Source organism: Deinococcus aquaedulcis (genome assembly GCF_019693445.1).
Taxonomy (GTDB): Bacteria; Deinococcota; Deinococci; order Deinococcales; family Deinococcaceae; genus Deinococcus; species Deinococcus aquaedulcis.
This window is the reverse complement of sequence record NZ_JAHRBL010000003.1, coordinates 119,179-132,712: the sequence shown is the minus strand read 5'-3', so window position 1 is coordinate 132,712 and position 13,534 is coordinate 119,179. Positions and strand designations below refer to the sequence as shown.

Below are 13,534 nucleotides of genomic sequence, written 5' to 3'. Positions count from 1 at the left end.
GCGCAGAGCCGCCTCCGGGGCGCACAATGAGGGGCGTGACCTTTATCGGGCTGCTGGGGGCGGCGCGGCGACTGGGCACGCGGCCGCCTTACCGGCTGCGGGGCCAGTACACGCGTCTGCTGGACACGGCCCTGGAGGTGCAGATCGTGGCGGCCACCCGCGCCCAGGCCGAGCAGGCCGAACACGACGCCCTAAGCGAACTGGAGCGTCTGGGGCGCGTGCTGGGCGACACCGATCCGCAGAGCGAGTGGCGGCGCTGGCAGGTGCACCCTGAAGGGACGTCCCTGCCCCTCAGCCTGGACCTGACGGCGGTGTTGCGCCTCGCGGACCACTGGCGCGTGCGCAGTGGGGGCGCCCTGCACCCGGGCGCCGGGGTGCTGAGTGACCTGTGGCGCCACGCGGCCCACGCCGGCCGGGAACCCCCGCTGCAGGAGGTGCAGCGGCTGACCAGCGCCCTGCAGGGGCCGCCGTGGACCCTGCACGCCGATGGCCGCGCCACCCTGCACGCCCGGGCGCCGCTGGTGCTGGGCGCGCTGGCCCGGGGGTACATGGTGGACCGGGCCGCCGCCGTGGCCTCGCGGGCGGCGGGGGTGCGCCGCGTGGCCATTCGTGCGGGCGAGGCCCTGCGGGTGCTGGGCCCTGGGCCCGTCACCGTGGCGGTGGCCGATCCCTTTACCGCCATGGACAACGCCCCGTGTCTGGCGCGCGTGCGGCTGCAGGGCGGGGCGCTGGCCGTGCGCGGCGCCGCGCGCCCCGCGTATGCAGTGGCTGAGGCCCCATTCCGGCCGCCGGTGGACCCCCGCACTGGCTGTCCCGCGCCCCAGGTGCCCGGCCTGACCGTCATCGCCCCCGACGGCGCCACCGCCGAGGCCCTGGCCACGGTGCTGGGCGTGGTGGGCGCGCGCAGCGGCCTGGCCCTGGTGGACCAGACCCCCGGCTGCGCGGCCCTGCTGGTCACCCCGGACGGCCAGCGCCACCGCAGCCGCGCGTGGCCCCGCCGAAGCTCCCGTCCCCGTGATGACCAGGGGTACTGGTAGGGGATTGAGCTTGGGCCGACGCACGAGTACGGTCGTCGGTTGAACACTGGGATGGGTTCCCCTCTAGCATGGTGGAGAAGGGCCCCTAGATGGGCCTGGAGGCGGAGGGGCCGGATGATTTGCGCCGAACTCCTGATTGAAGCATCGGGCGGCTTGACGGGTGGTAGGGGGCGAGTGAGCTGCGGGTCCAAAGTTAGCCCGGACGGCTGAGGTCCTGTGCGTCCCATCGCCCGTCCACGTCAGTGGGGCTATCCTGCGCCGCATGAGTGCGCCCCACCCCCTGACCCCAGAACAGGTCACCGCCTTTTACGATGCCCACCGCACCGTGCGGCAGTACGAAACGCACCCAGACGGCTCGCCGCTGCCCTTGCCCGCCGCGCATCTGGAAGCCATCCTGCACGCCGCGCAGCGCGCCCCCACCGACGCTACCGCGCAGCTGTATTCCCTGATTCGCCTGACCCGCCCAGAGGTGCGCGCCCGTATGGCCGAACTGACCACGAACGCGCACATGGCCACCGCCTCCGAAGCCTTTGTGGTCTGCGCCGATGTGCGGCGCACCGGGCGGGTGCTGGAAACGGGGGGGCGTACCCCGGGGCACTGGCCGGCCATTGCCGTGCATTTCGGCATTGGCGACGCCGTGATGGCCGGCACCAACCTGCTGACCGCCGCTGAACTGCTAGGCTACCAGGGCTGCTGGATTGGCGGGGTGCTGAACGGCCTGGACGGCATTCTGGACCTGCTCAAGCTGCCCCCCGGCGTGCTGCCGTTTGCGGGCCTCACGGTGGGCCGCCCGGCCGAAACGCCGCCCCAGCGCCCCCGGGTGCCGCGCCCGCTGGTCATTCACACCGATGAATACCGCGACGGCACCGAAGCCGAGCTGCAGGAGGCCGTGGCGATCATGAATCCCATTGCCGCGCGCGGAGGCAAACCCGGTGACTGGGTGCGGCTGCTGAACGCCTATTTTGGCGCGGGGGGCAGCATGGAAGCGCGCGAGGTGCATCTGGTGGCCGCCCTGAAGCGGCAGGGACTGTGGGCCGGGGAGGACGAGGCTCATCCGCCGTCAGGTGACGCCTGATACGGGTGGTCCATGAAACGCCGATGGCTGGGGCTGGGAATCTTGTGGGCGGCTGGGCAGGCGGCGGGGACGTCCTGCGCCTTTCAGGCCTTTGATCAGGCGGTCAAAGCGGCCGAGGTGGTTGCGCTGGTGGAAGTGGAGCGCCATCTGCCCCGGACCGGCACCGGGTTTTCCTCGGTGCTGGACATGCAGGTGCGGGTGCTGGGCACATACGTGGGCCAGCCGGGGGCCACGCGGCTGACTGTGCGGGGTGATGACGGCATGTCGCCTTTTCCGTATGTCACCCAGTATCCGGTCGGCACACGCTGGGTGCTGGCACTGACCCGTAAGGACTGGCGAACCGGAACCCCCATGCCTGCTGGTCGTTATTCTCCTGTGGCCTGCACCGGCCTGGGCCTGCTGGTCAGTGGCCCGGTGGCCTACGGCGTTCTGACCCGGTACGGCCAGACGGGGCCCGCTGACGTGCTGCCCCTCAAGCAGCTTCCGGCCTGGATAAAAGCCATGAGGGCCCGGCGCTGAAGCGCCCCTAGAATGCTCGCGTGAGCGCCCCCAAGCCTGCCCCTGACCTGACCACCCTGGCCGCCCGCGCGGGCGAGGAGGCCCGCCCGAACCGCTCGGCGCCCCTGGTGGAACCGATCTACCAGAGCACCGTCTACGCCTTCGCGGATCTGGACGACCTGGACCGCGCCATGAGTGGCGAAGAGCCGGCCAGCTTCTACTACCGCAACGGCACCCCCAACGCCGCCACACTGGAGCGCGCCCTGGCCGCCCTGGAAGGCACTGAGGCCGCCCTGGTGGCGGGCAGCGGGATGGCGGCGATCAGCGCGGCGCTGCTGGGGGTGCTGCAAGCGGGCGACCATGTGATCACTGACGCCCGCGTGTACGGCGTGACCTACGCCCTACTGCAAGAGGAGTTTCCCCGCCTGGGCATTGAGGTGTCCTTTGTGGACGCGTGCAACCACGAGGAAGTGGCCGCCGCCTTCCGGGCGAACACCCGCGTTTTGCACGTGGAAAGCCTGACCAATCCGCTGATGACGGTGCCGGACCTGCCGGCCCTGGCCGCCCTGGCCCATGAACGCGGCGCCCTGCTGAGCGTGGACAACACCTTCGCCAGCCCCGCCATGCTGCGCCCCGCCGAACACGGCGCCGATCTGGTGACCCATTCGGTCAGCAAGTACCTCAGTGGGCACAGCACCGCCTTTGGGGGCGTGGCGTGTGGCCGCGCGGATCTGATTGCCCAGGCCCGCACCCGATTGCTGCGCCTGGGCGGCACCATGAGCGCCTTTGACGCCTGGATGACCCTGCAGGGCCTCAAAACACTGGGCCTGCGCATGCGCGCCCACAGCGGCAACGCGCAGGCGGTGGCCGACGTGCTGGTCAACCACCCGCGCGTGAAGGCGGTGTACCACCCGGGCTTATCCGACCACCCGCAGTTTCACCTAGCGATGGATCTGTTTCCGCAGGGGTTTGGCGGCATGCTCAGCGCCGACATTGAGGACGCGCCCGGCTTTGTGAAGGCCCTGGCGGGCCGGATTCCCCTGGCCCCCAGCCTCGCGGACGTGGTGACCACGCTGTCGTGGCCCTGGGGCACCTCGCACCGCCCGCTGCCCGAAGCCGAGCGCCGCCGCCTGGGCATCACACCGAACCTGCTGCGCCTGAGCATTGGCATTGAGGATATTGGCGATCTGCTGGGCGAGTTTGAGGCGGCGCTAGAGGCATAGGCGGCGCCCGCACAAAGGAGGAAGCGGGGCGCGACCATAGGGCTTCTGGCCCGGTCGCGCCCCACTTGCCCGCCTTACAGGCGAATGGGCTGCGGGTCGGGGTCAGTTTTCCAGTCGTGCCATGAGGCCCAGGTCAGGTACGCCACCAGCACCAGCACGCCGCCTACCATTCCCACTGGCATCACCCAGGGCATCAGCCACGCGGCGGGCACCAGCAGGCCCGAGAGCACCAGCAGCCCGCCAAAAGCGGCAAACCATACCCCACTGCGGCGCTGCGAGGCGTGCCATGCTCGGCGGCTCAGGTACACCCAGGGGGTGCGCAGGCCCACGAAGGCGCTGGGCGCCGTGCGGCCCATGACGTTCCCGATGAGCAAGAACAGCACTCCCACCCCCACCAGCACTGTGCGCAGGGCGTCCCAGCCCAGGGCGTAGTGGGCCGTTTGCAGCAGGGCCAGCAGCCCCAGGCCCAGCCGCAGATTGCCCAGCACGCCCGCGTTGCTGCGGCCCTCGGCGGCTTTTTCGGTCAGGAAGGTCAGCAGGGCGGCGCCCAGCAGCAGGGCTGGCAGCAGAAACAGACCCTCGGCCGGACTGCCCCAGCGGTCCGGCTGGCCATTCACCCCCCAGTGCACGGGCACGCGCTCCGGTTGCTGAGGCAGGGCCCAGGCGGCAAGGGCGAAACTCAGGGCAAATGGAAGTAGGGAGAGCAGGGGGCGCATCAGGGGGTCTCCTTGGTGGGGGCGGGGGTCGGCCCAAACAGGCCAAACAGGTGGCTCAGCACATCCTGAAAAACGGTGGTGTTCAGGCGGTAGATGATGGTGGTGCCGCGTTTTTCACTGACCACCAGATCGGCGGCCTTAAGCACGCTGAAGTGCCCGCTGAGGGTGCTTTTGCTGAGGGGAAAGCGTTCGGCCAGCTGGCCGGCTGTCTGCTCGCCTTCGCGCAGCACCGCCAGAATTTCGCGGCGGGTGGGGTCGGCCAGGGCTTTAAAGACGTCGTTCATGGGCGGTTGGGCTGGGCAACATGGAATCCTCCTGCCTTATTTGGCTAATTAGGCAACTACCGAAATAGTAGCAGGCAGAGCGGAGAAGGGCAAGGGCTCGCCAGCTCGGCGCGTGGCAAACTCGCTCCATGTCGCTTTCCCGCCAGGAAGCCAATCTTGAGATTCTGGAGCGTCTGTTGGAGGCTGTGGAAGCTGGGCCTGACCAGCGATTCGGCCAGCTTCTGTGGAGCGTCGGGGTGCTGGAAGCCGGAGAGGGAGAAGGCGTCAGAGACCCCTACCAAGACGAGTCCACAGCCATCCTCAAGCGCATGAAGCGGCGTGTGCAGTGGCTTCAGCAGCAAGAAACCTGAAGCCCGCGCACACGGCCACCCCAGCCAACGTCAACAGAGGCAAGCCTCCAGTGCCTCGAAAAGACGAGACCCGTCTCTTGGCAGATTCACCGGAGACTTGGCACGGTCAGCCCTTGTCATACCCCTCGGCCGGGCAGGGTTTCAGAGCTGTTGCGACATGAAAAGGGCCCGGACAGCGAATGTCCGGGCCCTTCCCTTTTGACTTTACGCCAGCGCTTTGATCACCGCGTTCGTAAACTCTTCAGTGCCAGCCGTGCCGCCCAGGTCGCGGGTGCGGGGGCCTTCCACCAGCACCTTGTTCACGGCCGTGTCAATGCGGCGGGCGGTGTCGTGGTCGCCAATGTGGTCCAGCATCAGCACGGCGGCCAGAATGGTGGCGGTGGGGTTGCTGATGCCCTGCCCGGCAATGTCTGGTGCGCTGCCGTGCACGCTCTCGAAGATCCCGAACTGGTCGCCCACGTTGCCGCTGGCGGCGATGCCCAGGCCGCCCACCAGACCGGCGGCGAGGTCGGACAGAATGTCCCCGAACATGTTGGTCATCACCATCACGTCGAACTGCTGAGGGTGACGCACCAGCTGCATGGCGGCGTTGTCCACGATCATGGTGTTCGTGTTCAGGCCGTCCACGCCCGCCGCGTGGTCCAGAATCGTGTTCAGAAACAGGCCCTGGGTCACGGGCAGCACGTTGGCCTTGTGCACCACCGTCAGGCGCTTGCCGCGCTTCATGGCCAGATCTGCGGCGAACTTGCCGATGCGCAGGCTGGCGTCCTTGGTGATCACGGTGTCGGCAATGGCGGTGTCGCCGTAGCGGCGTTCCTGCTCCACGTACAGGCCCTGGGTGTTCTCGCGGACAATCACCAGATCCACGTTTTCGTAGGCGCCGGGCACCGGACGGGTCTTGGTGGGGCGCACGTTGGCGTACAGACCGTACTTCTGGCGCAGGTGGCGGATGGCACCAAAGAAACCAGCGGGTTTCTCGCCACTGGGGCTGGTGGCCGCGCCGAACAGGGTGGCGTGGGTGTTTTCCACCGCGTCGTAGGTGGCCTGGGGCACGCTGGTGCCGTGGTCCAGGTAGTACTCGTAGCCGGCTTCGGCGTGCACGTATTCGGCGCTAAAGCCAGCGGCGTCGAGCACGCGGCGGGCGGCGGGAATGACCTCGTGGCCAATGCCGTCGCCTTCAATCAAGCAGATGCGGTAGGTCGCCATAACCTGAGCAGTGTAAGCCAGGGGTGGGAAACGCTTCATCCGTCCCCCACGCAGTGGCGCGTTACCCGCCGCGTGACGCCAGCAGCCCCCCAGCCAGACCATGCGCCAGCAGCGGCCCCAGCAAGAAGCCCTTGCTGCCCAGTCCACCCAGGCGCCAGGTCCCGTCCGGCTGAGGGCCTGCCTTCAGCCCCGAGAGCCGCGAGCCGGTCCAGCGGCCGATGACCTGAGCCCCGCGCAGGTCACTCAGCGCCAGTCCCTTGCCCAGCAGCCAGCCCAGCGAGGGAAGGGGGAAGGTTTCGGGCTGCCACTGCGGCGAAGGGGCCTCGAAGGTGGCGCCCAGCACGCCGCCGGTTTGTGCCGGCGCCAGGTACGCCCCAAAGCTGACGGGCTGCCGCGTGACCGCGCGGTCCAGGGTCAGCAGCGTGCCCATGCGGTGGGTGGCCGCCTCGCCAGCCCAGTGGGCGCCCACCGACCCGCCGCAGACCACCACGGCGTCGGCGTGGAGGGGGTCAGCACCCAAAAGCTGGACCTCGTGCGCCGTCCAGGCCACCGCCCGTCCCTGCACCACCCGCGCCCCCGAAGCGTGCAGCAGCGCCCCGGTGAACGCCTGCCCGTCCACCCAGCCGCCCTGCGGCAGCGACAGCACATGCGCCCAGCCAGGGGCCAGCGGCTCGGGTGACTCCTCGGGCTTCAGCCACCTGTGCGCAAGGTCAGGGGGCAGGTTGCGTTCAAAGCGGGCGCGTGCCCTCTCGTCCGGCACCGGGCGGAGCACCCCTGCCTGCCCGTGGGGAACAGGCCGCCCCTGGCTGTTCAGGTCGCGCACCAGCGCCCAGGTGAACGCCATGCCCGCCAGCGCCCGCGCGTCCACCCCGCCCGACTGCCCCCGCACCGGGTTAATCAGCGCGCTGGGCACGTGACTGGCGGTGTGCGCCCCAGCGTCCACCACCGTTACAGCCGCCCCACCCCGCGCCAGGAAATAGGCCGCCGAGGCCCCCGCAATACCCGCCCCCACCACGACAACGTTCAAAGCGGCCCTTCCTCCATTTCCCGCACCGCCCGCAAACATTCCCTTTTCCCCGGTGCCCCAGGCCGCCGCTCCACCCGCAGTCCTGCCGCCGCCAGCGCCCGGCGCACATGCCCCGCCGCGCTGTAGGTGCCCAGCACGCCACCCGGCGCCAGGGTCTGTGCGAGGCGGGCGGTGAATTCGGGGGTCCAGACCTCGGGGTTGCGCGACGGAGAGAAGCCGTCCAGATACAGGGCGGTGGCCCACGCGGCGGGCAGCTCCGCCGTCAGCACATCGGCAAAGGTCACCGTCACCAGCACGCCGCCGGCCTCCACCTCCACCTCACCCCGCGCGCTGCCCCTCTCCGGCCACGCGGCCAGCAGCGCGGTCCAGGCCGGGTGGTCAGCGGCCTGGGCACCTTCCGCCACAACCCGCAGCACCTCGCGCGGCGCGGGGTCGAATTCGTAGGCGCGGTAGCGCAGGGGTGCGCCCCTCGCCGCCGCGCTGGCGACCGTGGCTCGGAAATTCACGCCCACCCCGAAGCCCACTTCCAGCACCCGGGGGGCCGGGTGCGCGTGCGTGCCCGTGCCTTCGACAAACACATGCTGCGCCTGCGCCGCCGCGCCGTGGCGCGACCCGTAGGCCTCACCAAAGCGGGCGTTGAACGCGGTGCGCGACCCGTCCGGCGTTGGCAGCAGGGCGTAGGCGGGCGGGTCGTCGCGGGTCATGGGGCCAGGATAGAGGAGGGGGGGCCAGCGTTGCGGGACGGAGAGGGCTGCGGTCTCGTCCTTGGCCTGGCAGGGAGAGGCGCCCCACCCCCCCTCGGGCCTGCCCCAGCCGGTCCCGCCGCCACCGGCCTCACAGCGGTATGCCGGTCCGTTGAAGGGAGGAACGCATCCCCCTCAACGCCACGCCAACTGCGCTCTGGTGCAATCACTCGCGCCGCTCAACTCACATGCCCTGGAGGGTTCCCCTTCAGAGCATGTGGGTCCCGCGATCAGAGCAGGCGCCGGCTCCGCATATAGGTGAGCAGCTCGTCGTAGGTGCCGTCGTCGTTGGCAAACTGCGCCACATTGCGCGCGGTGTCGAACCAGGGCCCGGTGCTGGGCTTGACCTCGCGCAGCACCTTTTTCAGGTCCTGCGGGCCGATGGGCCGGGGCTGCCCCAGGCGGATCGAATCTTCCAGGGCCAGTTCGGCGGCGGAGTCCACCAGATGGGCTAAGTCGGCGCCGGAGTACCCCTCGGTCTGGGCGGCCAGGGCAGCGCAGTCGACGCCCTGCGCCGGCCGCCGGCTCAGGTGCTGCTCCAGCAGGGCGCGCCGCGCCTCCAGATCAGGGGGCAGCACCAGCACGGTCCGGTCCAGGCGCCCGGGCCGGCGCAGGGCCGGGTCCACATCCCAGGGGCTGTTGGTGGCCGTCAGAACAAACACCCCCTCGTTGGACTCGGTCGCGCCGTCCAGCTCGGCCAGCAGCTGGTTGACGACATTGGACAGTGAGCTCCGCATCTGGCTGCGCTTGCGGCCAATGGCGTCCACCTCGTCCAGAAACAACACGCAGGGCGTGCGGCGGCGCGCTTCTCTGAACACCGCGTGCAGGTTCCGTTCGCTTTGCCCGATATACATATCGAGCACGTCGGCCAGCCCCACGGCGAGGAAGTTGGCCCCCAGTTCTCCGGCGACAGCGCGCGCCATGAAGGTCTTGCCGCAGCCGGGCGGGCCGTACATAAGCAGGCCGCCCCGCAGCGATTTGCCGTACATCTGCGCCAGCTCCGGATGCCGCATGGGACCCAGCAGGGCGCGGTCCAGGCGCTGCTTGACCTCGTGCATGCCGGCCACGTCTGCGAACGTCACGCGCGGCAGGTGGGACTCCAGCAGACTGCTGGCTTCGTCCGGGGTTCCAGGCTCGTGGGCGCGCAGCGGTTCGGCCCGGTTGGGGGGCTGCGCGGGAGGCTGGGCCGTGCTGGGCGCCCCGGGGGTCAAATCCCGGCTGCGGTACGGGTACCGGCCATCGGGATCAAGCGCGGGGTGCTCGCCCGGCCGGGCCACCTGCACGCCGGTCAGCGCATTGAGTAGTTGCTGATAACCGGCGGCCTTTGCGCGGTCGCCCGTTTCATCGGCCGACCAGCAGGCCAGTTTCAGCGCCTCGATATCGGCCGGGTGCCGGGCGAGCACGTGCTGGGCCAGCGGCAGGGCTTCGTGGGCCCGGCCCAGCTGCAGCAGCACGGCGCCCAGGTGAAGCCGCAGGGCGTCGTTGTCTGGATCGTTGTTCAGGCTCTCCGCCAGGCTGTGCACCACTGCTTCATTGGTCATGTTTCTCTCCTCGGGGGTGCTGTGTCTCAGGGGTGCCGGGGTCGTCTGAGCCGTTTCCAGACCTGCCAGCCCAGCCAGTACAGCGTGACGCCACACAGCAGGGTGCTGGCCAAGCCCAGCAGGACGCCTGCTGTGTCCCGGTCCGGTGTGCCGGCCGCCACAACCAGCAGCAAGGCGCTCAGCGTCATAGCCAGCAGGGCCCCCTGTTCGCGCCGCAGGGGCCGGATGCGTGCCACGGCGCCGCGCAGGTCCGGGGGCAGGCGCCGGTAACGCCAGACATTGCGCGCGCCAAGCCCAGCGGCCAGCAGCGGCAGGAGGACCACCCCGACCTGCGGCACCACCGCCACGCGCCAGACCCAGCTGCCCCGTGCCATGGGCCGGGGCAGGTAGGCGTGCGTCAGGGCCGTGAAATACGCCTGCGCCCCGGGGTCGGCCGGCGACATCCTGAGACCGTTCAGCGCCGTGCGCAGCGCCGCATGCGGCTCGTTCTGCCGCAACTGGGCCCAGGCCAGGATGCCCAGCGCCGCCACCGAGTCCGGCTCCTGGGCCAGTACCCGCTGCGCCAGGGCCAGGGCCTCGGCGGCGTTTTTCCGCTGCAGGGCGAGTTCGGCCAGGGTCAGCAGCGCCGCTGTGTGGGCCGGGTCAAGCGCCAGGGCCTGCCGCAGGTGCGCCTCGGCCGGCGCCAGATCCCTGGTCTGCAGCAGCAGGCTGGCCAGCGTGACGTGGTACCCCACATGAAAAGGTTCCAGGCGCAGCGCCTCGCGCAAACTTGCCTGGGCCGCCTGCGCCTGCCCCCGGACCGCCCGGCGGCGCAGGTTCTGGCCCCGGACCCTGGCATTCCACAGCCCCAGCGCCCGGTAATACAGGGCCTGGCTGCTCTGGGGATCGGCACGCAGGCCCCGCTCTGCCGCGTTCAGGGCCTCTGGGTAGCGGTGGGCGTCATGGTGCGCCTTGCTGAGCAGAATCCACAGCGCGGCATTGTCAGGCTCAGCAGCCAGGAGGAGTGACAGCAGCCGCGCCGCCTCGTCCGGGCGTCCAAGTTCCAGCGCGGCGTGCACCCGTGCCCACGCGCCGCTCTGCTGCCCTGTACCTGCCGTCATCTCTGGCCCCCACTGTACCTGCGGCCCATGAGGAAGGCAGGGGCACCTGCAGTCCCCCCCTCGCTGCGGGTGGTGGTCCCAGACCCGGTGGGCGGGTGCCGCTGCTGGTCTGGGGGCCGCGCCCCAGCTCAGAAGCCCCGGGAAGGTGTGGAGGGCCTCCAGCCCCCGCACCTCTCCCTGGCGCAGGGACAACGGGATGGGGGGCCAGAGAGGGGCTGAAGCCAAAGGGCCTCCGGTCAGGGGAAACGCGGCTTCCGTGACGTCATCGAGTGTCAGGCGGACCAGGTTCCCGGCGCTCTGTACGTTTTTCAGCATGGCGTCCTGGGCGGTGGGGCCGCCGGGGCGGGGGACAGCGTCAGGCAGGTGGCCAGCACAAGGCCGAGCCGCCGGAACAGGGGCATCCTCCTTGGGGGGCAGGCGGCACCCCCGCGCGCGCCATGAAGCGCGCGGCCAGGACGGGGCTGGGCTGGCCTTCCGTTGCCTTCCGGGTGGTGTGTGGGGCCACACCTCGGCCGCTTCGCCGTGGCCCGTGCCCCGCTTCGCCTGCAAAAAGGCTTACACTCCACGCACAACACCCCCCTTCTGCCGTTGGCGTGCGTTCGCAGGCTTTCTCCTCCTTTGCCCCCGGGGCCAGGACCCGGGAAAGGTCTGGTGATGTCCATGCCCGTTCGCGTTGTCAGTCTTGCTGGGCACAGCAGCGCTGGAAAGACGACCCTGTCTGAGGCCCTGCTTTTTCATTGCGGAGCCATTGCCCGCGCCGGTCGCGTGGAAGACGGCACCGCCCACAGCGACCACACCGACGCCGAAAAGGCGCACGGCTTTTCCATTCAGACCGGGGTGCTGCGCCTGTCGTGTGACGGCACCGATATCACGCTGCTGGATACGCCGGGCTACGCGGACTTCGTGCGGGAGATTCGCGGCGGAATCCGCGCCGCCGACAGCGTCATGGTGGTGCTCAGCGCCCTGGGCGGCGTGGAGGTGGGCACCGAGCGGGTGTGGGCCACCGCCGACCGCTTCGAGATGCCCCGGCTGGTCGTGGTGAACAAGATGGACCGGGAGCGCGCGGACTTCTTTGCCGTTCTGGCCGATCTGAAAGCCAGTCTGGGGGGACCGGTGGCCGCCGCGTGGCTGCCCCTGGGCCAGGGGGCAGGCTTTGCCGGCGTGGTAGACGTGCTGACTGGCGAGGCCAGCCCCCCGCAGGACATTCCCCCCGCGCTGCACCCGGCCCTGCGCGAGGCCCGTGAAGCCCTGACCGACGCCATTGTGGAAAGCGACGACGACCTCATGGCCCGTTACCTGGACGGCGAGGCCATTGGCACCGAGGAACTTCAGGCGGCCTTTGTGCGCGCGGTGCATGCGGGTGCCCTCTACCCGGTCGTGCCCGTCAGTGCCCACAGTGGCGTGGGCGTGGACATCCTGGCGCGGCTGATGGTCCAGGGCCTGCGCTCGGCCCGCGAGCGGGGCCCGCTGACCGGCGTGGACGGCCAGACCCGCGAGCCCCTGCCCGACGCCCCGTTCAGCGCGCGGGTGTGGCGGGTGTCTGTGGACCCCTTTGTGGGCAAGCTGGCCTACGTGCGGGTCTGGAGCGGCACCCTGCGCCCCGGCGACACCGTGCGCAACACGTCCCAGGACCGGGAGCTGCGCATTCTGCACCTGTACGTGCCCAGCGGCAAGGACCTGACCGAGGTGGGCGAACTGCCCGCTGGCAGCATTGGCGTGCTGACCAAGCTGGCCGACCTGCACGCGGGCGACACCCTGGCCGACCCGGCCCAGCCCATCACCTACGACCCGCTGTGGCTGCCGGACCCCGCCCACACGCTGGCCATCTCCCCAGTTACCCGCGCCGACGAGGACAAGCTGGGCGCGGCCCTGGCCCGCCTGCGCGAGGAAGACCCCACCCTGCATTTTGTCCGGGAGCCCCAGACCGGCGAGCAGCTGCTCTCGGGTATGGGCGACATGCACCTGGGCATCGCCGTGGAGAAACTGGCGGCCCTGGGCGTGAACGTGAAGACCAGCACGCCCCGCATTCCGTACCGGGAAACCATTCACGCCCCGTGCGAGGCGCAGGGCAAACACCGGAAGCAAAGTGGCGGCCACGGGCAGTACGGCGACTGCCGTATCCGGATTGAACCCGGCGAGGGCTTTGCCTTTCGCAGCGCCGTGGTCGGTGGGGCCATTCCCGGCAAGTACCTGCCCAGCATCGAAAAGGGGATTCAGGACGCCATGCTCCGGGGCTCGCTGGCGGGCTACCCTCTTCAGGACGTGCATGTGACGGTGCTCGACGGCAGTTACCACGATGTGGACAGCAGCGACATCGCCTTTCGCACGGCCGGCAGCCTGGCCCTGAAAAATGCTCTGGAGGGCGCGCGGCCCGGCCTGCTGGAACCGGTCTGGCAGCTCAGGGTGCGGGCGCCCGCCACCTTCACCGGCGACCTGATCAGTGACCTGCAAACCCGCCGCGCCCGCGTGCAGGGCATGGACACCAGCGGCACCGTGATCACCGTGACCGCCATCGTGCCGCAGGCAGAGCTGCAGACGTACAGCGCAGACCTGCGCTCGATGACCGGCGACCGGGGGGCCTTCAGCGTGAAGGCGCACGGGTATCAGCCGGTGCCCGACCACCTGGCGAAAAAGATCATCGAGGAGCGCAAAGGCGAACTGGCCGGCGCATAGCGGTGGTGGGTCAACTGTGGCTGCCACGCGGGGGCGTCAGCCCCCTGGGACGGAACGGACC

At 70.1% G+C, this 13,534-nt stretch carries 13 protein-coding genes; 6 read left to right on the top strand and 7 right to left on the bottom strand.

The genetic code is table 11. The features are described from left to right. The first annotated feature begins 26 nt into the window (after positions 1 to 26). From KMW22_RS05515 to KMW22_RS05500, 4 genes are all read left to right on the top strand, one after another. Positions 27 to 1,037, top strand: a complete 1,011-nt coding sequence (locus KMW22_RS05515) for an FAD:protein FMN transferase (protein ID WP_221089035.1) — start codon at positions 27 to 29, stop codon at positions 1,035 to 1,037. Positions 1,038 to 1,299: 262 nt separating this feature from the next. Further along, entirely contained in the window at positions 1,300 to 2,112 is an 813-nt protein-coding gene (locus KMW22_RS05510; RefSeq protein WP_221089034.1) for a nitroreductase family protein, read from the top strand. 12 nt (positions 2,113 to 2,124) lie between these two features. Then, positions 2,125 to 2,631 (top strand): hypothetical protein, encoded by a 507-nt coding sequence (locus KMW22_RS05505; protein ID WP_221089033.1) that lies wholly within the window; start codon positions 2,125 to 2,127, stop codon positions 2,629 to 2,631. A 20-nt stretch (positions 2,632 to 2,651) separates the two neighbouring features. Continuing rightward, on the top strand, positions 2,652 to 3,833 hold the full coding sequence (locus KMW22_RS05500) for a trans-sulfuration enzyme family protein (protein ID WP_221089032.1): 1,182 nt from the start codon (positions 2,652 to 2,654) through the stop codon (positions 3,831 to 3,833). Positions 3,834 to 3,907: 74 nt separating this feature from the next. Here the strand turns inward: KMW22_RS05500 and KMW22_RS05495 are convergent, their stop codons facing one another. Continuing rightward, entirely contained in the window at positions 3,908 to 4,549 is a 642-nt protein-coding gene (locus KMW22_RS05495; RefSeq protein ID WP_221089031.1) for a DUF1648 domain-containing protein, read from the bottom strand. Further along, positions 4,549 to 4,833, bottom strand: coding sequence for an autorepressor SdpR family transcription factor (locus KMW22_RS05490; RefSeq protein ID WP_221089030.1), 285 nt, complete (start codon positions 4,831 to 4,833; stop codon positions 4,549 to 4,551). Before KMW22_RS05490 ends, KMW22_RS05495 begins: the two co-directional genes overlap by 1 nt. Positions 4,834 to 4,961: 128 nt before the next feature. Between KMW22_RS05490 and KMW22_RS05485 the strand changes: the two genes are divergently transcribed. Continuing rightward, a complete protein-coding gene (locus KMW22_RS05485; RefSeq protein ID WP_221089029.1) occupies positions 4,962 to 5,183 on the top strand; it encodes a hypothetical protein in 222 nt (73 codons plus the stop codon). 204 nt (positions 5,184 to 5,387) lie between these two features. Here the strand turns inward: KMW22_RS05485 and KMW22_RS05480 are convergent, their stop codons facing one another. From KMW22_RS05480 to KMW22_RS05460, 5 genes are all read right to left on the bottom strand, one after another. Next, complete coding sequence (locus KMW22_RS05480; RefSeq protein ID WP_221089028.1) at positions 5,388 to 6,389, bottom strand: isocitrate/isopropylmalate dehydrogenase family protein; 1,002 nt, start codon at positions 6,387 to 6,389, stop codon at positions 5,388 to 5,390. 61 nt (positions 6,390 to 6,450) lie between these two features. Beyond that, a complete protein-coding gene (locus tag KMW22_RS05475) occupies positions 6,451 to 7,455 on the bottom strand; it encodes an FAD-dependent oxidoreductase (protein ID WP_221089027.1) in 1,005 nt (334 codons plus the stop codon). Continuing rightward, a complete protein-coding gene (mnmD, locus tag KMW22_RS05470) occupies positions 7,413 to 8,120 on the bottom strand; it encodes a tRNA (5-methylaminomethyl-2-thiouridine)(34)-methyltransferase MnmD (protein WP_221089026.1) in 708 nt (235 codons plus the stop codon). Before mnmD ends, KMW22_RS05475 begins: the two co-directional genes overlap by 43 nt. Positions 8,121 to 8,389: 269 nt before the next feature. Further along, on the bottom strand, positions 8,390 to 9,700 hold the full coding sequence (locus KMW22_RS05465) for an AAA family ATPase (protein WP_221089025.1): 1,311 nt from the start codon (positions 9,698 to 9,700) through the stop codon (positions 8,390 to 8,392). A gap of 26 nt (positions 9,701 to 9,726) precedes the next feature. After that, positions 9,727 to 10,800: a tetratricopeptide repeat protein gene (locus KMW22_RS05460; RefSeq protein ID WP_221089024.1), complete on the bottom strand. Its 1,074-nt coding sequence runs from the start codon at positions 10,798 to 10,800 to the stop codon at positions 9,727 to 9,729. A gap of 660 nt (positions 10,801 to 11,460) precedes the next feature. Here KMW22_RS05460 and KMW22_RS05455 point away from each other — a divergent pair. After that, positions 11,461 to 13,473, top strand: coding sequence for an elongation factor G (locus KMW22_RS05455; RefSeq protein WP_221089023.1), 2,013 nt, complete (start codon positions 11,461 to 11,463; stop codon positions 13,471 to 13,473). The last annotated feature ends 61 nt before the right edge of the window (positions 13,474 to 13,534 follow it).

Coding starts and splice junctions, on each gene's coding strand:
- KMW22_RS05475 (WP_221089027.1), bottom strand. CDS start 7,455: ATGTTTGCGGGCGGTGCGGGAAATGGAGGAAGGGCCGCTTTGAACGTT.
- KMW22_RS05510 (WP_221089034.1), top strand. CDS start 1,300: ATGAGTGCGCCCCACCCCCTGACCCCAGAACAGGTCACCGCCTTTTAC.
- KMW22_RS05490 (WP_221089030.1), bottom strand. CDS start 4,833: ATGAACGACGTCTTTAAAGCCCTGGCCGACCCCACCCGCCGCGAAATT.
- KMW22_RS05465 (WP_221089025.1), bottom strand. CDS start 9,700: ATGACCAATGAAGCAGTGGTGCACAGCCTGGCGGAGAGCCTGAACAAC.
- mnmD (WP_221089026.1), bottom strand. CDS start 8,120: ATGACCCGCGACGACCCGCCCGCCTACGCCCTGCTGCCAACGCCGGAC.
- KMW22_RS05455 (WP_221089023.1), top strand. CDS start 11,461: ATGCCCGTTCGCGTTGTCAGTCTTGCTGGGCACAGCAGCGCTGGAAAG.
- KMW22_RS05505 (WP_221089033.1), top strand. CDS start 2,125: ATGAAACGCCGATGGCTGGGGCTGGGAATCTTGTGGGCGGCTGGGCAG.
- KMW22_RS05485 (WP_221089029.1), top strand. CDS start 4,962: ATGTCGCTTTCCCGCCAGGAAGCCAATCTTGAGATTCTGGAGCGTCTG.
- KMW22_RS05515 (WP_221089035.1), top strand. CDS start 27: ATGAGGGGCGTGACCTTTATCGGGCTGCTGGGGGCGGCGCGGCGACTG.
- KMW22_RS05495 (WP_221089031.1), bottom strand. CDS start 4,549: ATGCGCCCCCTGCTCTCCCTACTTCCATTTGCCCTGAGTTTCGCCCTT.
- KMW22_RS05460 (WP_221089024.1), bottom strand. CDS start 10,800: ATGACGGCAGGTACAGGGCAGCAGAGCGGCGCGTGGGCACGGGTGCAC.
- KMW22_RS05480 (WP_221089028.1), bottom strand. CDS start 6,389: ATGGCGACCTACCGCATCTGCTTGATTGAAGGCGACGGCATTGGCCAC.